General features: G+C 40.3%; 20 protein-coding genes. 5 read left to right on the top strand and 15 right to left on the bottom strand.

What is annotated here, in order from left to right:
- Positions 1-210 precede the first annotated feature (210 nt).
- On the top strand, positions 211-1,509 hold the full coding sequence (locus JWR23_RS03415) for an MFS transporter (protein ID WP_299512991.1): 1,299 nt from the start codon (positions 211-213) through the stop codon (positions 1,507-1,509).
- 324 nt (positions 1,510-1,833) lie between these two features.
- Here the strand turns inward: JWR23_RS03415 and JWR23_RS03410 are convergent, their stop codons facing one another.
- The 9 genes from JWR23_RS03410 to JWR23_RS03370 form a co-directional block, all read right to left on the bottom strand.
- Positions 1,834-2,535 (bottom strand): DUF1345 domain-containing protein, encoded by a 702-nt coding sequence (locus tag JWR23_RS03410; protein ID WP_299512988.1) that lies wholly within the window; start codon positions 2,533-2,535, stop codon positions 1,834-1,836.
- Positions 2,536-2,567: 32 nt separating this feature from the next.
- The gene (locus tag JWR23_RS03405; RefSeq protein WP_299512986.1) at positions 2,568-2,768 is read right to left on the bottom strand and encodes a YwbE family protein; all 201 of its coding nucleotides are present in this window, start codon (positions 2,766-2,768) and stop codon (positions 2,568-2,570) included.
- Positions 2,769-2,879: 111 nt separating this feature from the next.
- Positions 2,880-4,214, bottom strand: coding sequence for an argininosuccinate lyase (argH, locus tag JWR23_RS03400; RefSeq protein WP_299512983.1), 1,335 nt, complete (start codon positions 4,212-4,214; stop codon positions 2,880-2,882).
- A 61-nt stretch (positions 4,215-4,275) separates the two neighbouring features.
- Positions 4,276-4,626, bottom strand: a complete 351-nt coding sequence (locus tag JWR23_RS03395; protein ID WP_299512979.1) for a four helix bundle protein — start codon at positions 4,624-4,626, stop codon at positions 4,276-4,278.
- Positions 4,627-4,683: 57 nt separating this feature from the next.
- Positions 4,684-5,748 (bottom strand): M20 family metallo-hydrolase, encoded by a 1,065-nt coding sequence (locus tag JWR23_RS03390; RefSeq protein ID WP_299512977.1) that lies wholly within the window; start codon positions 5,746-5,748, stop codon positions 4,684-4,686.
- Positions 5,749-5,813: 65 nt separating this feature from the next.
- A complete protein-coding gene (locus JWR23_RS03385; protein ID WP_299512975.1) occupies positions 5,814-6,731 on the bottom strand; it encodes a DUF72 domain-containing protein in 918 nt (305 codons plus the stop codon).
- Positions 6,732-6,970: 239 nt separating this feature from the next.
- The gene (locus tag JWR23_RS03380) at positions 6,971-7,735 is read right to left on the bottom strand and encodes an SDR family oxidoreductase (protein ID WP_299512973.1); all 765 of its coding nucleotides are present in this window, start codon (positions 7,733-7,735) and stop codon (positions 6,971-6,973) included.
- Positions 7,736-7,803: 68 nt separating this feature from the next.
- The gene (locus JWR23_RS03375) at positions 7,804-8,223 is read right to left on the bottom strand and encodes an AraC family transcriptional regulator (RefSeq protein ID WP_299512971.1); all 420 of its coding nucleotides are present in this window, start codon (positions 8,221-8,223) and stop codon (positions 7,804-7,806) included.
- Positions 8,224-8,238: 15 nt separating this feature from the next.
- Positions 8,239-9,861, bottom strand: a complete 1,623-nt coding sequence (locus tag JWR23_RS03370; protein WP_299512968.1) for an amidase — start codon at positions 9,859-9,861, stop codon at positions 8,239-8,241.
- 550 nt (positions 9,862-10,411) lie between these two features.
- Between JWR23_RS03370 and JWR23_RS03365 the strand changes: the two genes are divergently transcribed.
- Complete coding sequence (locus tag JWR23_RS03365; protein WP_299512966.1) at positions 10,412-10,783, top strand: hypothetical protein; 372 nt, start codon at positions 10,412-10,414, stop codon at positions 10,781-10,783.
- On the opposite strand, the gene JWR23_RS03360 is transcribed toward JWR23_RS03365, so the two are convergent.
- The 5 genes from JWR23_RS03360 to JWR23_RS03340 all read right to left on the bottom strand — a co-directional run bounded on the left by JWR23_RS03360 (position 10,780) and on the right by JWR23_RS03340 (position 16,649).
- Complete coding sequence (locus JWR23_RS03360; RefSeq protein ID WP_299512964.1) at positions 10,780-11,541, bottom strand: MBL fold metallo-hydrolase; 762 nt, start codon at positions 11,539-11,541, stop codon at positions 10,780-10,782. The genes JWR23_RS03365 and JWR23_RS03360 overlap by 4 nt on opposite strands.
- Positions 11,538-11,810: a hypothetical protein gene (locus tag JWR23_RS03355; RefSeq protein WP_299512961.1), complete on the bottom strand. Its 273-nt coding sequence runs from the start codon at positions 11,808-11,810 to the stop codon at positions 11,538-11,540. Before JWR23_RS03355 ends, JWR23_RS03360 begins: the two co-directional genes overlap by 4 nt.
- 76 nt (positions 11,811-11,886) lie before the next feature.
- Positions 11,887-12,708, bottom strand: a complete 822-nt coding sequence (locus JWR23_RS03350) for a hypothetical protein (protein WP_299512959.1) — start codon at positions 12,706-12,708, stop codon at positions 11,887-11,889.
- Between the two features lie 335 nt (positions 12,709-13,043).
- Positions 13,044-13,721, bottom strand: coding sequence for an outer membrane lipoprotein carrier protein LolA (locus JWR23_RS03345; RefSeq protein WP_299512957.1), 678 nt, complete (start codon positions 13,719-13,721; stop codon positions 13,044-13,046).
- Positions 13,722-14,117: 396 nt separating this feature from the next.
- Positions 14,118-16,649: a DNA translocase FtsK gene (locus tag JWR23_RS03340; protein ID WP_299512955.1), complete on the bottom strand. Its 2,532-nt coding sequence runs from the start codon at positions 16,647-16,649 to the stop codon at positions 14,118-14,120.
- Positions 16,650-16,741: 92 nt separating this feature from the next.
- Here JWR23_RS03340 and JWR23_RS03335 point away from each other — a divergent pair, with 92 nt between their 5' ends.
- From JWR23_RS03335 to JWR23_RS03325, 3 genes are all read left to right on the top strand, one after another.
- A complete protein-coding gene (locus tag JWR23_RS03335) occupies positions 16,742-17,389 on the top strand; it encodes an ankyrin repeat domain-containing protein (protein WP_299512953.1) in 648 nt (215 codons plus the stop codon).
- Between the two features lie 225 nt (positions 17,390-17,614).
- The gene (locus JWR23_RS03330; protein ID WP_299512952.1) at positions 17,615-18,340 is read left to right on the top strand and encodes a hypothetical protein; all 726 of its coding nucleotides are present in this window, start codon (positions 17,615-17,617) and stop codon (positions 18,338-18,340) included.
- Positions 18,341-18,423: 83 nt separating this feature from the next.
- Positions 18,424-19,377 carry a hypothetical protein gene (locus JWR23_RS03325; protein ID WP_299512950.1) on the top strand — a complete coding sequence of 318 codons (954 nt, stop codon included), beginning with the start codon at positions 18,424-18,426 and terminating at the stop codon, positions 19,375-19,377.
- A gap of 78 nt (positions 19,378-19,455) precedes the next feature.
- Here JWR23_RS03325 and JWR23_RS03320 read toward each other — a convergent pair whose 3' ends face one another.
- Positions 19,456-19,998 (bottom strand): hypothetical protein, encoded by a 543-nt coding sequence (locus JWR23_RS03320; RefSeq protein ID WP_299512948.1) that lies wholly within the window; start codon positions 19,996-19,998, stop codon positions 19,456-19,458.
- Positions 19,999-20,099: the final 101 nt, after the last annotated feature.

Here is a 20,099-nt window from a genome sequence, read left to right as displayed (position 1 = left end):
ATAGTTTTTTCATTGCCGTTGGCTTCAGCCAACGGGCTAAGATTATAATTATAGACGGGCTTTAGCCAAAACCGGTACTTATATTTGGGAGCTATGTCTGCCTGCAATTTTAAAAGCGATTGCCCTGAGATTTCTCCTCTCACCTCGTTCGAAATGACAAATTGTGTTGTATTGTTGTAATCTTCTATATTTAACTTATAAATCACCATCATGCAATCCGAAGCCATCCTCACCCCAACCACAGCCCATCGCATTAAGTCTATCATAGGCGGCTCATTAGGTAATTTAGTGGAGTGGTACGACTGGTACGTATACACCGCATTCTCATTGTATTTTTCGGCAGCGTTTTTTCCTAAGAGCAGTGAGTTGGTGCAGTTATTAAATACCTCGGGCATATTTGCTATTGGTTTTTTAATGCGACCCATAGGGGGCTGGGTAATGGGCACTTATGCGGATAGGAACGGTCGTAAAACCGCGTTAACCTTATCGGTAATGTTAATGAGTGTTGGCTCGTTGCTTATTGCTGTAACGCCGGGCTATAAACAAATTGGCATTGCCGCGCCCATTATATTACTATTGGCAAGAATAATACAGGGCCTGAGCGTTGGCGGCGAATACGGCACCAGCGCCACTTATTTAAGCGAAATGGCTACCAAAAAGCACCGTGGTTTTTATTCAAGCTTTCAATATGTAACACTAATTGCGGGGCAATTAATAGCATTAGGCGTGCTTGTATTGCTGCAGCGTGCGTTTTTAACCGAAGAACAATTACATGCCTGGGGTTGGCGCATTCCGTTTGCTATAGGGGCTGTATTGGCGGTAACGGTTATGTATTTGCGCCGCAGCTTGCAGGAATCGGTAACTATTGAAAAAGATGAAAAGGCCCGCTCATCCCGCGGAACATTAAAGGCATTGGCCGAACATCCCAAAGCTGTGCTTACGGTATTTGGTTTGACCCTGGGCGGTACGGTAGCCTTCTATACATTTACCACCTACATGCAAAAGTTTTTGGTGATAACCTCAGGTTTTTCAAAAGCCGGCGCAACATTAATCTCAACGCTTACGCTGATAGTATTTATGCTATTGCAGCCGGTATTTGGTTTATTGTCTGATAAAATTGGGCGCAAACCTTTATTGATCGGATTTGGTATATGCGGATCGTTAGCAACTGTGCCTATTTTAACGATGTTGGGGCATACCAAAGATGTATGGGTAGCTTTCGCCCTTATTATGTGTGCACTGATCATCGTAAGTGGCTATACATCCATAAACGCGGTTGTAAAGGCAGAGCTTTTTCCCGCTAATGTACGCGCCTTGGGCGTTGGGTTTCCGTATGGGGTAGCCGTATCCATATTCGGTGGCACTGCCGAACCGTTGGCATTGTCATTTAAAAGCGCCGGTCATCAGGAATGGTTCTATTGGTATGTAACGGGTTGTATTTTGGTGTCGCTCATTATATATGCTACAATGAAGGATACAAGAAAATATTCGAAGATAGAAGGAGAGTAGGGCGGCGATGGCCATCGAAAAAATGCGCCGTAGGTGCAAAACGTCGGTAGGAAAACGTGATATAAATCATTTGGCGTGCCGTCAGATACGCAGCAATCGGCGAAGTTCGGTACCTGACGGCACGGTATTTCCTTGTATTTATTTTGCTACCGACCTTGAACCCCGATGGGGTTCCCTTAACTTAATGACATTGCGCCTTTGTCGGAAAGAGGGTGGTTTTTATTTTTGAACTATCCCAACCCTCTTTACGCGCAGCGAAGAGGGTTGCCCAGTGAAGCATAGGTGGGTGAGTCAACGGCGCGCGTTCTAACAGAGCGCGGTAACCTATATCATACTCGACACAATATTAATACTCAACGCCACTATAGTAGTGTTAAAAGCGAAGGATATTAAGCCGTGCATCCAGGCCAGCCTGCGCATGTGTCGGTCTGATATCTCTACATCTGATACCTGGAAGGTCATTCCAATAACGAAAGAGAAATAGATAAAGTCCAAATAATCAGGTTCTGTTTCATCAGGAAACTGCAGGCCGCCAAGTGGCTTTGTTTGACCATCATCCATATCAGTGTCATAATACATATGCGCGTAACGCATGGTAAACAGGGTGTGTACCAGCCACCATGATACGATAACCGACGCCATTGCCAATAAAATATGACCGGTGACATCGGCCTCGGCCTGCCCTTTTGTTGATTTTAACAAAAATAATATCGCGCCCAAACTAATTATTGAAGCGGCTACAACAAACAAGAATATTAAGGTCCGGCTGGAATCCTGCAGTTTAGCTATCTTTCTTATTTCGCGCGGATGAGCGTTTAAAATAATTATCCAATCCATTATAATTACGGCTAAAGCAAATGCAACCCATGTAATTAAAGCTACTGCAGGTACACTATATTTTGTACGGCTATAAAAAAACACTATAGCAGCAAAAACAAAAGAGAAATATACCCGGTAGTGTGCATCAAGCTTGAAAAATGCATAGTTGGGAAGCGTTAGTTTTTTTGGAAAGATTTTTTTAGCCATTGGTTAAGTACTGATTATTGAAAGGCAATATACTACAACTCGTCAACAATTTCTGCTACGCGACCAACCTGCCCGTCTTCTAAACGTACTTTTATCCCACGTGAGTGAAATGTAGAACTGGTAAGCAGGTCTTTAACTATACCACGCGTTAGTTTGCCGGAGCGTTGGTCTTTTTTCAGGATGATATCAACTTCCAATCCCGGATATATGTCTTTTCGATTTTGTCCGCTCATAGTTTTATAGTGTTAACGAGCTGTAATGCTGAGCCCGTCGAAGCATAGTGGGCAAGTCTTTACGCACATCCTTCGACTGAGCTCAGGATGACACCCCTTTTTGATCTGTAATTATTTCACCAATTTCGCAATGGCCCAGGCTACTGTATCAAAATTAAAGCTATCTACAATTTTATTCATGGCATCGGTAATTTGCTCATTGTATAAATTGCCTATGCTGCCTTCGTGGGTATGGTTAAGTTGCTGGTCGGGGTTAAATTCACCTTTTTCAATAGCTAATCCAACTTGTTTATAAGCATCGCGAAAAGGTGTGCCGCTTAATACCAAACGGTTAACTTCTTCCACACTAAACAGGTACGCGTATTTGGGGTCGTTTAATATTTCGGTATTTATAGTGATGTTTTGCAGCATAAAGGTTGCCATGTGCAAGCAACTTTTCAAATCTGTAAACGCCGGAAATAATAGTTCCTTTAACAACTGCAATTCACGGTGATAGCCGGACGGCAGGTTGGTGGTCATCATGGCTACATCATTTGGCAGGGCTTGCAAACGATTACATTTACCGCGCATAATTTCCCAAACGTCGGGGTTCTTTTTATGCGGCATAATGCTGCTGCCGGTGGTTAAAGTATCAGGATAGCTCACAAATGCAAAATTCTGACTTAAATACAAAGCCTGGTCCATAGCCATTTTAGCCAGCGTTGCGGCTACAGATGATAAAGCCTGCGCAATTATCCTTTCTGTTTTACCACGACCCATTTGCGCGTAAACTACATTGTAATTCAGACTGTCAAAACCTAACAGCTCGGTAGTCATAGTACGGTTTAGGGGGAACGATGAACCATACCCCGCTGCCGAACCTAATGGGTTTTTATTGGTGATCTTATAAGCAGCTAATACCAGTTCCATATCATCTGCCAAACTCTCGGCATAAGCGCCAAACCATAGCCCAAAAGAGGACGGCATGGCTACCTGTAAATGCGTATAGCCGGGTAATAATGTATTTTTATGTTTTTCGCTCAACTCTATTAGCTGATCAAATAAAGTTTTGGTTTCTTCTACAATCTGTTGTAATTCATGTCTGAAAAATAGTTTCAGGTCAACCAAAACCTGGTCGTTACGTGAGCGGCCGCTATGTATTTTTTTGCCGGCATCGCCAATGCGCTGGGTAAGCAGCATTTCAACCTGCGAGTGTACATCTTCCACACCCGGCTCTATGGTAAAATTGCCTTTTTCAATATCGACATAAATATTTTTTAGCTCGCGTTGCACAAGTCCCAGATCATCGGCGCTCATTAAACCAATGCTTTGCAGCATTTGTGTATGCGCCAACGAACCCAGCACATCAAACGCGGCCATTTGGGCATCAAACTCCGTATCGCGGCCAACGGTAAAGTTTTCTACCAGCTCATTAACATTAGTGGTTTTTTGCCAAAGCTTACTCATTTTAATTTACGATTTACGATTTACGATTTACGATTATTGTTTGAATAAGCGCATGTATAAATCAATTGCCACGCAATGTATTTATTGCAGCGACAATTATAGAAAGAAGTTCATTACCTTCCTTATAAATGGGTGTGATTTTTTCTTTTAGTTCAGGATTTAATTCAACCAATAGTTCGCTAAAATAAAGTGTTTCATCAAGCTCTTCTTCTACAATTTTTAATTTGTTTATAAAATCGGCTTTTGATTTTGCTCTGCAAGCAGCGCGATAATTGGCACCGGTTGAACTCGCACTACGATTAAGTTGGTCAATGTAATTTCGATTAACGATATTAACAGGAATACTTAAAACTAACCTTGCATTAGCAATAGCATAATTTTTCGTTCTTAAAAGTAACTCCTCTTTTTTCATGTAATATAAATATTGTCTGAAGATACAAATCGTAATTCGTAAATCTAAAATCGTAAATTAGACTATTCTCTCCAGCATCGCCACATACAACTCAATACCTTCCTTGATCTCATCAACATAAACAAATTCATCGGCCATGTGCGACCGTGCAGAATCGCCCGGACCTACTTTGATGGATTGTATATCCAATAATGACTGATCTGATGTAGTAGGGGAGCCATAGGTAGTTCTGCCTAAGGCAATGCCTGCCTGTACTATAGGGTGTTTGAGATCTATTGATGATGGCTTTAAACGGATAGATCTGGGTGTTACCTCACAACCTACATTTTGGCGAATGATCTCCAGCACTTCTTCATTACGGTATGCGTCGGTCACTCTTACATCAACCACAAAATTGCAGCTTGCAGGTACCACATTATGCTGCGAACCGGCGTTAATAACCGTAACCGACATTTTTATTGGTCCAAATAAATCGCTCTCTTTTGGAAAAATAAAGGTGCGGAACCACTCAATATCCTTCATCGCTTTATAGATGGCATTGTCGCCTTCCTCGCGGGCGGCATGGCCGGCTTTGCCATGGGCAACACAATCCAGCACCATTAAACCCCGCTCGGCAACGGCTAATTGCATTTGGGTTGGTTCGCCCACTATGCCAAAATCTAATTTGCCTAATTCGGGAATAATTAGTTCTAAACCGTTAACGCCGGATATTTCTTCTTCGGCAGTGGTGGCTAAACAGAAATTATATTTAAGATCAGTTCTGTCATAAAAATACAGAAACACAGCTATTAGCGATACCAGGCAACCGCCTGCATCATTACTGCCTAAGCCGTAAAGCTTGCCATCTTCTGTAACCGCGTCGTATGGGTCGCGGGTATAGCCCGAGTTTGGCTTTACCGTATCATGGTGCGAGTTGAGCAGAATGGTGGGCTTATCAGCATCAAAATGCTTGTTCCATGCCCATAGGTTATTTATTTTACGATGGGGCGTAATGCCATTTGTTTTTAAAAAGTTTTCAATCAGATCTGCTGTTCTATCTTCTTCTTTGCTAAAAGATGGTATAGAAATTAATTGCTGTAACAGTTGTACTGCCTGTTGGTATAATGTATTTGTATCGGTCATTTTGTAAGGCAAAAATAATGTTTTTTGCGCACGTTGGACTGTATCACCTTTATAACGTTTAATGCCTAATCAAACAATCCCTTATCCCTGTCAATAAATTGGGGGCGATGCAGGTTAAGTCCCAATTTTAGGTTCAGTTGCTCTGATACATAGTCGGCTAATTCAGGCGAGTAGCGCTCATCGTGCTGGTGCATAAAGAACCATACGGTTTGCAGGCCCATATCGCGCCATAGTTTAATGCGGTCCACCCATTCATCAACACGGGTATAATCCGTTTTATCCAAACTGTTGCCAACAAAGCGAATAAACGCGTGTGGCGTGGGTAAGGTCATGTGCACACAATCGCGCCTGCCGGATGCATCGGTAATAACGGCACCGATATTTAATTCGTGAAACAGGTTAAATACGATTTGGCGTACTTCATCATTTGCAAACCATTCTTTATGGCGTAGTTCCACAAATACAGGTATATCTTTTGGTAATTGCTCCAGGTAAGCTTTTAGTTCCGGCAAACTCTTCGGTGTAAAATTATCGCTCAACTGTAAAAATAGCGGACCTAATTTATCGCCGAAGGCTAAAATACCTTCATAAAATGTAGTGGTTATTTCTTCAGCGTTTTTTAGGCGACGGATATGGCTTATGCTCTGCGAAAACTTTGGGCAAAATTTAAAATCGGGACTGTTAGCTGCTTTGTCCTTCCACTTGCTGATGGTAGAGGCAGGGTAGAGGTTGTAAAACGTGGCATTCAACTCAATACAGTCAAAATGCTTTACGTATTCGTCTAAAAAATTCGCGTCTTTAGTTTTAGGCGGATATATTTTACCCACCCATTCTTTACGGCCCCATTTAGCGCAGCCAATATGTACCTGTAACGGCTGATCGTTTTTTGCTGCTGTAAGTGTGGTTATAGTTAAGTCAGGATCAGGCGGAAGCTTAAAATCAACTTCTGCTAATTCCTGGGGTGCTACCCGGCCAAATTCCATAGCGTTTTATTTGCGGCAAGTTAAATATTTTGTATGAACCGTTGATTAATTTGATTAAGAGATTTCGCTGATAAATGCAGGGTGTTCCATTTTAGTGAGAGGAACAGGTGAAACGCCCCGGAACACTGGCGGAATTTTGTCGCCTTCGCAGACAGATTTGACAACTTTTAAAAAGTTGTCAAATCTAAATCGGCAATCTTTCTGCACGGAGACGCAAAATATTGCATCTCTACAAGTTATTACAAAAACATACCGCCTGATGCTTCTATCCGTTGCGCGTTTATCCAGCGTGCCTCATCAGTACATAAAAATGCTATAATGCCGCCAATATCATCAGGCACGCCTACACGGCCCAGCGAGGTTATGCTGTTCATGTAATCGTGTAATTGCGGATGAGTTTCAAACGCACGCTTGGTAAAATCTGTTTCGATGATGCCGGGAGCAACCATATTAGCGGCGATACCCCTTGCACCTAGCTCCTTAGCCAGATATTTGGTGAATACTTCTATAGCGCCTTTCATGGATGCATAAGCCGCATAACCCGGTGTTGCAAAACGTGTAAGGCCGGTTGATATATTGATAATGCGCCCACCATCAGCAATTAACGGCAAGCTTTTTTGGGTTAAAAAGTAAACACCTTTAAAGTGTATGTTAAACAGATTGTCGAAATCTTCCTCAGTAGTTTCTGCAAATGGTGAGGCCGCATCAATACCCGCGTTATTTACCAGGAAATTAAATTGATCTTTTCCGAATTTTTCTTTCAGTGTAGCTGATAATTGCTTTACAAATCCATCAAATGATTTGCTTATGCTGGTATCCAGTTGCAGGGCGGCTGCTTTTTGCCCGCTTTGCTCAATTTCTGCCACTACTGCATCCGCTTCCTCTTTTTTACTGCGATAGGTGATAATTACATCTATACCTTTTGCTGCCAGCTTAAAAGCAGCATTTTTGCCTAGCCCGCGGCTGCCGCCGGTTATTAATGCTATTTTATTTTTTGTTTCCATTTTTTCTTTGTGATTGATAATACAAAGTTGCGATCAATAACCCAATAAAAAATGGTTAACAGTTCAGTTTAAATGGTGATAGTTTCAGTATTTTTAAGAGAGTAGGTTTCCATCAATAAATGTTCGCGGTATTGCTTGGGCGTAATGCCCTCAAACCGTTTAAAGAATTTTGTAAAGTTGGATGGATCAAACGTCAGTTTAAAAGCTATTTGGGCTATAGACAAGCGGTTATCCTTCAACATATATTTAGCAATGGCCATTATCTTTTCTTCAAAGAAAAAGCAAGGGGACCTACCTGTAGTTAATTTAATGGTATTGCTTAAATGGGTAGGGTGGATGTGTAATAGTTCGGCAAAGTCTCTTATTTCAAACATATCGGGCAAATCGTTTTTTAGCAGATCGTCAAGGTGCTTGTCAATATGCGTTAAAAAATCAGCCGTAATTTCATGCTGACGTGCCAGTATCTTTTTGGGAATTGCTTGTGCCATTTTGTTATAACAAATCTAAGATAAAAGATCCACCTTAAACTTAGGCGCAACCCTTTTTTTCGATGCCTGCTCATAAGCGTAGGCCAGTTTGATCAACGCAGGTTCGCTGTAAGCAGTGCCAAAAAATGATAAACCCATTGGCAAGTCCTTCCAGGCACCCATAGGCACTGTAATATGCGGATAACCCGCCATAGCGGCAGGAGAGGAGAAGGAGAAGCCATTATCATAATCGCCGTTAACCAAATCAATACAAACCGCGAAGCCGTTGGTTGGGCCGATTATAGCATCCAGCTTATTTTTTTGCAGCAGGTTATCTATTATGGTGCGGGTGCCAGCATTTGATAGTTGCAGCGCGTCGGTATATTCTTTGGTATGCAGATCGCCCATTCCCTGCGATTTTTCCAGTATTTCCTGCTTAAAAAAAGGCATCGCTTTAGCTACGTTCTTTTTGTTAAAATTTATTACATCCTGCAAGGTTTTTGTTTTAGAGTTGGCGCTATTACTTAAATACTTGTTCACACCATCCTTAAACTCATAATGCAACACGGTAGATTCTGCTTTACCGGCATCTTTCAATTCTTTTAAAAGCTCAATCTCCACAATCTCTGCACCTTTGCTTTTCAAGGTTTCGGTAGCGGTTTTTAGCAAAGCTTCCATTTCTTCATTGCCTTTAAACGCATCTTTTTCAATACCCAGGCGTTTGCCCTGCAGCCCACTCGCATCCAAAAATTTGGTGTAGTCTTTTTCGGCTTTGCCTTTGCTGTTTAAGGTGTACAGGTCTTGGGTATCAATTCCCGCTAAAGCGGATAATAAAATGGTGGCATCCTTAACCGTGCGCGCCATTGGTCCGGCGGTATCTTGCGTTATGGATATAGGGATTATTCCCGCTCTGCTTAATAAACCCACTGTAGGCTTTATACCCACAATACCATTTACTGATGATGGCGATACTACAGACCCATCTGTTTCGGTACCAATAGCAACCACGCATAAATTAGCCGCGACCGCCGTACCCGAGCCCGCGCTTGATCCGCTTGGATTACGGTCAAGTATATATGGATGTTTGGTTTGCCCTCCGCGACTGCTCCAGCCACTTGTTGAGCGGGTTGACCGAAAGTTTGCCCATTCGCTTAAATTTGTTTTACCTAATATCACCGCTCCGGCTGCCCGTAACTGGTGAACTATAAAAGCGTCCTGGGGTGCAAAGTTATCAGCTAAAGCCAATGCGCCTGCTGTGGTATGCATATTGTCGCCTGTATTAATGTTATCTTTTATTAAAACAGGTATGCCATGTAATGGCCCACGAACTTTATGTTGCTTACGTTCTTTATCCATGGCAAAAGCCATATTCATGGCGTCTTTATTTACTTCAATTACTGCGTTTAATTTTGGACCGTCTTTATCAATGGCGGCTATCCGATCGAGGTAGAGTTGCGTTATGGAGCTTGATGTGTACTCGCCACTGTGCATTTTTTGCTGAAGCACGTCAATAGTTATCTCGTTTAAAACAAAATGGTCATCGGCAGTGCCTTCATTTTTATTTTTTGATGATTGTAAAAGGTTGCAGGAACCAGTTGCCACAGCAGATAAGGTTATACCAGCTAATGAGCTGGTTTTAAGGAAGTTTCTTCTAAGCATATCATGACGATTTAAAGTAATTACAAATAACAAAAATTAAAGCTATTTCAAGCATAATTTATCCATTTTAGTGGCGTTTGTTACAAATAATATTATAGCTAAAAATCATGTTAAAAAACTATATAGCCTCCATTCTTTTACTATTTGTAATATTTACCGCAAAGGCACAAGATCAATTAAGGCAACAAATTGCTCAAATAGCTAAACCGGCATAGCTGTATTTGTTTGTAATACAACAGCTGGTCTGTCAACCCGTGAAGAAGTTATAGCGAAAGTTGCAAAGACCGTTTATGATAATGCGGTTAAGAAATAGGCCACTTATAATAAAGATGATTGTAAAAACATTGCTATAACGGCTAAGCGTCAAATAATATATAGAACTTTTTTCTGTTTTTTACGTCTAATAAATATCCTTACTAATTCAGTAAATGAAAATGGGGATATAAGGCAAGCATCACCTGCTATGACATCTGCATATATTAAATTCTTATTTCTATTATTATTGCTGCCAATAATATTGCAATCATGCACCAGTCATAAAAAAATATATATGAGTGATTGTGATAATGACATCGCTTTTAAACATGTTACTTATGCCCACCTTATAGATAGCCTGAAGTTTTACGACCAAAAATATATTGAAATAACCGGCAAATATCAAGAAGGGAAAGAGCAATCTGCCTTGTTTAACGATAGCTTATATTTGCCTAAGCCTAATACGGGTTTGTGGGTTAATTTTAGTCAGGATTGCCCGCTTTATTTATCGGGAACAAGAATTGGTTTTTTCGAATATAATAACGGCGGCTTTACCCGTATAAACAATAAAGTTGTTAAAATTAGAGGTAAACTTGATATACATAATAAGGGGCGCCTAAAACAATATAAGGGTTGTATTGATAGGGTAAGCTTTATTGAACTTTAAATAGCCAATTGTAAACCATCATAGGCCAGCTCAATACCGTCTGGTAATTCGGCAGCTATATCCTGGTGTTTTCCTAAACGGTGACTAATATGTGTAAAGTAAGTTTTTTCGGTACCCATTTCCCTGGCGAAAGCTATGGCTTCATCCAACGTAAAATGCGATATGTGAGTTTGTTTTTGCAAGGCGTTGATCACTAATATTTTTGAGCCTTTTATTTTCTGCTTTTCGGCCTCTGATATTGTCTTGGCATCGGTTATATAAGTAAAATCATTAATGCGGAACCCCAGTACAGGCAGCTTATAATGCATTACCTCTATAGGTATAAAATGTATACTTCCAATATCAAAAGCCTCGGCGCCAATAGTATGTATTTTTACCTGTGGTGTGCCCGGATATTTATACTCATCAAAAACATAAGGAAACTCGCGTATTAACGCTGCCTGTACACGTGTATCGGCATAAATGTTCATTGGTTCCTGCTGTTTAAAATTAAAGGCGCGTATATCATCCATGCCTGCAATATGATCTTTATGTTCATGGGTATAAACAATAGCATCCAGGTGCTGCACATTTGCTCTTAACATCTGATACCTGAAATCGGGCCCTGAATCAATTACAACAGTTTTATCTTCACTCTCAATTAATATTGATGAACGCAGCCTTTTATCAGATATATCCACAGAGGTACATACCTCGCAACCGCAAGCAATTACAGGTACACCCTGTGATGTTCCGGAACCTAAAAAAGTAATGGTCACAGCTGTAGTTTGGTTTGTTTAAGTTGTTGTAAAAAGGTAATTTGTTTATCGTCCAGCAAATTGTTATCAATTTCCAGATCGCGTATTAATTCGGCCAACGACAAAATTTTGCTTTCTAAATTCGAGAACCGGTTTACTACTATCATTTTGCTGTTTAGCAAAAGGCATGCCCCGGTTTTAAAGTTACCTTTTTCATAACGCACCTTGTAGCCCGCTGTTTTTAACAGCACTTCTAATTTTTCGAGTGTGTGGGTGGTTAGCGTTAGCATTAATCAAAGTTAAGCATATATAAGCTAAAAGCTTAAAGCAGAAAGATAAAAGCTTTTGGCTTTCTGCTTTACGCTTTTAGCTTTTCCCCTTAAATCTCTTGCCTTTAATCTGTGCACTTTTGGCCTTTAGTTTTGCATTTTCATCCTTAGTGTATTTGCCGGATAGTAATTGCCATAATATATAAATACTGCCAACCGGTATGCCAAATACCCATGTAGTACCCAGGTAGCCCATTTTTATAAAATGAATGCCCAGCATGTACTGTATACTGGCGAACCTGAAAATTAAGCCTTGTGCCGGCGAATAACCAATGGCAAAAATATTAAGCAATATAATAGCCAGGTATTTTACCCATTTATAGGTCATATCACTACGGTATACACGTACAAGCATGTATATATTAAATGCAGCAATACAAATTGAAAAAATGCCAAAGAGCCACAATTTGGTCGTATCAGGAATTGGCTCATTAATATCTAATGGTTTTATGCTCACTATTTTGCCCGATTTATTATCAATAAGCGCCTCAACAACCCCAATATGGGTTGCATTTGATAGTTGCACCAAAACAGTTGTTGTATTAGGTATAGGCTGAAAGGATAATGAGCTTTGCTTTTGGGTACGCAAAAATGAATAGTCAAGTTTTGCTCCATATTTCCTTTCAATTTTATCGTGAAAATAATCCAGGCCCTGCTTTATGGTATCCATATAAGTTTTGGTTTGCGGCTTGGTGCTTAATTGCATGGTGTTTATACATTTAGCATAGTCTTTTTGCATAAGGCCGCTCATAAACTCTTTAACGGTATTGCCGTATTCATAACCTTTAGTAAAATAATTGCAGCTGCTTAATAGCCCTATGATTACAACAGAAAATAGAATTAGTAATTTTTTTTTCATTCGGGGTTATAAATTGAAATTGGTCGACGAATTTATAGGTATGCATCCGCATATCCAAATTAAAGGCAGTCTTACCTCCAGGGCAATCGCTTTTAAAAATTGACTGTACCAAACCGGTCATTTACACATAATGGCGATTTTTTGGCTAAAGCCGATACTAATTCTTTTACGGGTCCGTCACATAAATGTGACGGCAATGATAGCAAAATAATTTTTTCATTGCCGCTGGCTTCAGCCAACGGGCTAAGATTATAATTATAGATGGGCTTTAGCCAAAACCGGTACTTATATTTTGGAGCTATGCCGCCTGCCTGCAATGCCCTGAATCTTTTCTGTTATCGCAAATCAACTACTTCAACGCCCGGATGTGCTTTAGTATCAAAAGTAAAGGTATTATCGGGTACTTGCGGGCTTGCAATAAAACCGCGTAAGGTGTAGGTGTATTTATTGCCGTTTTTATCAAATATAAGGGCGCTGTAAATTTGTTTACTAACCTTATCTATCTGTAATCTTATTTTGAAGAATTGTTTTTTATCATCTTCTTCGGGAGTTAAGTCAATTGTTTGGTAAATTTTACCGCTTATTCTTTGCTCACCCGTATAAATGTATTTGTACCCATGCTCATACATGGTAAATAACTGTGCAGGGCTAAAGCTTTCGCTGCTATGGTCGGCATCGCTTACCTGTACCTCTTTATCTTTTTTAAGATAGGTCCATTGTGTTTTGCCGTCACTGATGATCTCTTGTTCAATATCTGCTTTTGAACCTGTAGTACTAAAAAGTGTTACTTTAAACTTATTGGTTTTTGATTGTGTTATCAGTGTGCCGTTTTTGGTTTGTTTTACGCTGGCTTGTGGGGCATCTATAGTAAAAGTAAAATCGCTCTTTATAACAGCATATTGCTTATATTTCTGGCTTACCTGGTTCAATATAATTTTAGCCTGCGTGTCTTTTTGAGCGAACGCTTTGGTGGCAGATATAAAAATAAGAGTGTATATAATTAGTTTTTTCATAGCAGGTCAGACTTGTTTTCGTAACCAACGTTTAGGTGGTGTTTTAGTTTATATATTATTAAAGTGGCTGTCATGCGGAATAGGTTGCAAATAACCGGATTGAAAATGACACTAAATTATATTGTCAGTGATTTTGTTTTATCTTGTTTCAAATACTTTGTTTCACCACTCCTAAATTAGCAATTTGTAATTATTTGATTATCAACAAAAAAACTTAAAATTATACTTATAAATACTGACGAATAAGTTGTTACATTTTGTTTCACCACTTTTTAGCAATTACCTCATAAACAATTAATTAACCAAAAATCTTGTTTCACTTGTTTCACACTCGCATGAAACAAAACATTTTTGTCATTGGCAGCCTGTCGAAACATCGCGGGTAGGCCCTTGATATTAAGCCTTATTTAATGTTTCCAAATATTGCATCAACGAATATTCGTCGGGGTACAACACCTCGCGGGCTTTGCTGCCTTCAAACGGGCCAACAATACCCGCCGACTCTAACTGATCAATAATACGGCCGGCACGGTTATAACCCAGTTTTAGCTTACGCTGTATTAATGAGGTTGAGCCTTGCTGGTGCATTACTATTAAACGCGCGGCTTCTTCAAACATAGGGTCGCGGTCGTCCGGGTCAAATTCTTTAGAGCTGCTGCTTTCGCCTTCGCCTACATATTCAGGCAGGAGCATGGCAGTAGGATAACCGCGCTGGTTACCAATAAAGTCTGATATTCTTTCAACCTCGGGCGTGTCTACAAAAGCGCATTGCAGGCGTATCAGGTCGCTGCCGGTCGAGAATAGCATGTCACCACGGCCAATTAACTGGTCTGCGCCACCGGCATCTAATATAGTGCGCGAATCTATTTTTGACAATACCCTAAATGCCAGTCTTGACGGGAAGTTAGCTTTAATAGTACCAGTAATAATATTAACCGATGGCCTTTGTGTTGCAATAACCAGGTGGATGCCTACCGCGCGGGCAAGCTGTGCTATACGTGCTATGGGTTGCTCCACCTCTTTGCCTGCGGTCATCATCAAATCGGCAAACTCATCAATCACCAATACAATAAATGGCAGGTAACGGTGTTTTTCCGGGTCGCTTATTTTGCGGTTAATGAATTTTGCATTATATTCTTTTAGGTTCCGTACACCTGCATCTTTTAACAGGTCATAACGCTGATCCATTTCAATACATAAAGAGTTAAGCGTGTTAACCACTTTTTTGGTATCGGTAATAATAGCGTCAGCCTCATCAGGCAGTTTGGCCAGGAAGTGGCGCTCTATTTTGCGGAACAACGTTAGCTCTACCTTTTTAGGATCGACCAAAACAAACTTCAACTCGGCAGGGTGTTTTTTATACAGCAGCGAAACCAATATGGCATTAATACCTACTGATTTACCCTGGCCTGTAGCACCTGCAACCAGTAAGTGAGGCATTTTGGCCAGATCGGCAATAAAAACTTCGTTTGATATGGTTTTACCTAAGGCGATAGGCAGGTCCATAGTTGTATTTTGGAACTTTTCTGTAGCCAATATAGAGCGCATAGAAACCATCTCAGGATTTTGGTTAGGCACCTCAATCCCGATAGTACCCTTACCCGGCATAGGAGCAATAATACGGATACCTAACGCAGCCAAACTAAGCGCTATATCATCCTCTAAATTTTTGATCTTGGATATGCGTACACCCGGGGCAGGGATAATTTCATACAATGTTACAGTGGGCCCAATGGTAGCTTTTATCTTATCTATCTCGATATTATAATGGTTAAGCGTTTCAACAATTTTGTTTTTGTTGGCCTCCAGCTCTTCGGAGTTGACCGCTATTTTAGCCGACCCATAATTCTCCAGCAGATCAAGCGTTGGATATTTGTAGGATGCGAGGTCGAGCTTATGATCGTAGGTGCCAAACTGGTCAACCAGTGATTTTGCTTTATCGTCGTCTGATTTTTCGACATTTAAAATCGGGTTTGGGCGTTCGGTTTCCAGTGTTAGCGGAATATCCCTATCCATATCCGGATCTGCACTTTCATCATCGGGAGTTAATACTACAGTTTCATGAAATATGGGTTCTTGTGTTAAAGGTTGATGTGTAAAAGCCTCGGGTTTCATGGTATTGTTCCCTTTTGGCCATTCAACCGGATGCGATATCTCTTCATCAACAAGGTCTATTGGTTCGGGCATAAATTCATCTGCCCGGCCTTCCATGGCTACTTTAGCCTTACGCTGCGGTAGTTTAAAATCAATATTATAAGCGATGATTAATATGGTAAGTGCAGCGAATATAAGCAAGCCACCCGTACCCGACTGGCCTATCTGCGCATCTAATAAACGGTTGCTCCAAAAGCCAAATTCACCTTCTAAAAAATGCGGATAATCAATTATAAAAGCATGTACAAAGCCTACGGCTACCGAAATAAATACCAGACCAAAAAATGCATACCCCAGGGTTTTAGCTACCGAATATAGCTTTACTTTAAACAGCAGGCGGTAGCCTATTACGAAGAAAACAAATACAAAAATAAAAGAAGCCACGCCAAACCACTCGAAGATGAACTGGTTGGCAAGCAAGGCGCCAAATTTGCCCAGCCAGTTTTCTACCACCGGGTTTTTAACACCATTTGCCAATAGTTCCTGCTGTGTTTTAAACAGGTTGCCCCAGCCGCCATTAGCTGCCGATACATAGCTTTGATCTTGCTGCCAGGTAAACAGGTAGGAGGTAAAGGCTATCATAAAAAATACGGACAGCACCAGGAAAAACAGGCCGAGTATTTTTATAAAGCGACCATCCTGCAGGTTGAAAACCGGCATTCTATCAATTTTTGGCTTAACAGAGCGTTCCCTTGAACCTTTTTCTGAAGATTGACGAGGCAGATTTTCCTCTTTAAAACTATTTGATTTAAACTGATTTCCTTTTACCGGCATCCCTAATTAACAGAAGTATGTGCAAATATAAAGTTAATAGATTAAACAACTTATTTGTCGGAATTTTTAATTTTTTAGTAATATTGAAGATAATGAGTATAGAACAACTGGAGCAATATATTATAGATGCTGATTTGCCCGGCCTTAATGCTTTGCTTACACAAAACCCGGCGTTGGCTACCACTGTAACGAGCCATAACGTTTCGCCATTAATGCTATCCTGCTATTATAAAAAGCCAGAGGTTAGCACGATGCTTTTAAAATATGTGGATGAGATAAGTCTTTTTGAAGCAGCTGCAGTGGGTAAATTTGATGTTGTTGCTCATGTAATTTTTACCCATCCCGATGCCGTGAATTTATATGCAGATGACGGCTTTACCGCCCTCGGCCTGGCGTGTTATTTTGGCCAGTTTGAAGTTGCACGCTACCTGGTACTAAAAGGGGCAGATGTAAATATGCCATCAAATAATGGTTTTAATGTATATCCTATACACTCTGCCGCCGCAAGCAGTTATAACAATATTGCACGTATGCTTATTGATAATGGAGCATTAGTAAATGTAAAACAGCAAGCAGGCTCTACACCGTTGCATACTGCGGCACAAACCGGAAATCTTGAATTACTTATCCTGTTACTTGAAAACGGAGCTGAAGTAAACACACGTATGGAAGGTGGTAAACTACCTGCTGACCTTGCCCGCGAAAAAGGCTTTGATGAGATAGCCGAGATATTGATTTGATAGTAAGATCTATCTAAGACTATCCTTTCCGTGCAATACCTTTCTGTATAATTATTAAAACAATTAAACGGCAATTGTATTAAATATTATTCACAATAAACATGATTTTTAGCTATAAAACGCGCTTGGCTGCTGTTGGTATAGTTTTTGAAATGTTTGCTGCCGGTTGTAAATAATAACCAAATCAAAGGATATTCCTTTATCAATGTTAAACAAATAAAGATTATGAAAAATGTAATTAAATCGATGTTGTTAGCCTCTGCATTATTTGTAGCCAAGGCCGGTGTTGCACAAGTAAATATTGCTGCTAATACAGCAACTAAAGTAGCCGCACAAACTACCGCGCAAAGAGCAGTTAATCAAACTGCAAATGTTACCAGCCACGTTATGGCACAAACCCAAAATGCTGCACAAAATAACGCCCGTAACACTGCTATAAATACCAGTGTTAATGCAAGCGGGGCGGCAATGGCAAACAGGGCCGCAACTAACGGAGCTGCTGATGCGCAAACCTCAGCAACATTGGCCGGTAAAAATTTAACAGGGAACGGCTCAACTGCTGCTTCATCAGATATGAGCGGTGCAATTAGCGCAAATAAAACTAATGGTTCCGTATCCGAAAGCGGGGCAACTGCTTCTTCAACAGGCATAAATAGTGCTGTTAATACGAACCAGGTAAAAGGTTCTGTATCCGGAAACGGATCAACTGCTTCTTCATCAACTGTAAGCGGTGCTGCAAAAGCAAGTAAGATCAATGCATCTTCAACCGGAAGCGAATCTGTTGGCGGTTCATCAAACATAAACGGAACTGCTAAAGCCAATAAGATACAAGCTTCTTCAAATGCAAGCGGATCTGTTAGCGGATCATCGAAATTAAGCGCGAAAAAAGGTTCAGTTAACAGCAGCACAACCACATCAGGCAGCGCGGGTGTGAGTGCTAAAAAACAGTAAATAGTAATTATTTATACAGATCTCTATACTCAAAAAGGCCTGCATGGGCCTTTTTGAGTGTAGAGATTTTACCAGGCATCCTCATGAAAAAACTTCAATTGCTTATATGGTTACTATGTATAAGCATTTATACCTATGCACAAACTGATACTGCCCGAAAAAATAGCAAAGCTATTTTTGTTAACGCGGGCGCGCAATATATATCTAACTTAACCTATGCGGGCCGAAAAGATGTATCAAGCGTCCCTGTTTTATTACCTTCGGTTACCCTGATCTCTAAAGTGGGTTTTTTTTTAAACAGTTCGGGATATTTCGATATATCCGGCAATAATTCGCAAACCGAAGGCCTGAGTGTTACACCTGGCTATGTTTTTACGTTTGATAAAAGTAAACACGCCGGAGGGGCGGTTTCGGCTACCAAATATTTTATAACCAATAGCAGTCCGATAATCCTGTCATCATTTAATGCCAGTTTTGACGGGCAGTTATACGTTAACCCAAATGATGTGGTTAAATTAACGCTTGCAGCGAGCTATCGTTTAGATAAAAATAATGCGCATGATATTATTAACGATGCCGAACTAACTAAAGAGATACAGCTGATTAAAATTACTGATAACCATAAAAACGGATTTAAAGCAGCGCCAACCTTAACTATATATAGCGGTACACAAACTTTTAACCAAATTTATTATACAAACTCGCAAGTTCCACAAGAAGTTGACCGGGCTACAACTACGCCCGGATCATCTCAGGGCAGTGTATTGGGTTTTTTGTTTCCACCGGGTACACCCTCGCAAACCATTAGCAAAACCATTGTTAACCAAACAGTAACTGAGGAAAAACAGCGTGAGGTTAGAAAATACCAGTTGTTAGCCGTATCTGCAGCTATGCCTTTAACATATACCATTAAGAAAATTCAGTTTGTTGGAACCCCGTATTTTGTAAAGCCAATTAACCAGGTTAACTATCTGGATAATAGCTCCATGAATGGCATTTATTTTTGGTTCACAGTTGGCGCCAATGTTACATTTTAATTGTTTAAAATGCCGGGGGACTTAGGAACACTTACCCGGTTTTACCCGGGCAAGTGTAGGGGCTAATGGAATTAGGGGTTAATAAGATGAGACGAATGCCGAATAGTTGGTAGTTGACAGGTTGGCTATTTTAGCCGCGGCATTGGTTAAAAGTTCTATATTACGTTCGCCATATTTTTTGTTAAGCTTTTTAACATATAGCCATTGCTGGTATTTTACAGGGATCTTTGTGACTTTTTGTTGCGCAAAAAAGCCTGGATCGGTTGCTATCATTGCCTTTAGGTCCGTATAAAAATTTTCATCAGTTGGCGCAGGCGACCGCATGGTTGGATAAGCCTCACCCCATTTAGTGTAAAAATCAACAAATAATTTTTCTTTTTCGGGGTTGGTATGATATACCCACGGGCTCGAAGTATTGTACAAATAATCTATATAAACCCTGAAACTTTGATACTCGGGGTTTTGCAGTAATGATTGCTTTATACAATCAGTATTGTTATCAATAAGGCTTGCTATAACTTGCGGCTCTTTGGTTGTTATAATTTCATTGATTGGACATTGGGCTTTACTTGCTGTATTTATACCGCACGCCAGTAAGCATACAATTAATACTTTTCTCATAATTCAAACTCCTTATAATTGGTTAACATAAAGCTATAAAATAATTATAACAAAAATGTTACAATTGGGTAATTTTTTTTACCCAATTAACTGAAGCATTT

Origin of the sequence: Mucilaginibacter sp., from assembly GCF_028288205.1 — a bacterium.
Lineage (GTDB): Bacteria > Bacteroidota > Bacteroidia > Sphingobacteriales > Sphingobacteriaceae > Mucilaginibacter.
This window is presented reverse-complemented; position numbering and strand designations above follow the sequence as displayed.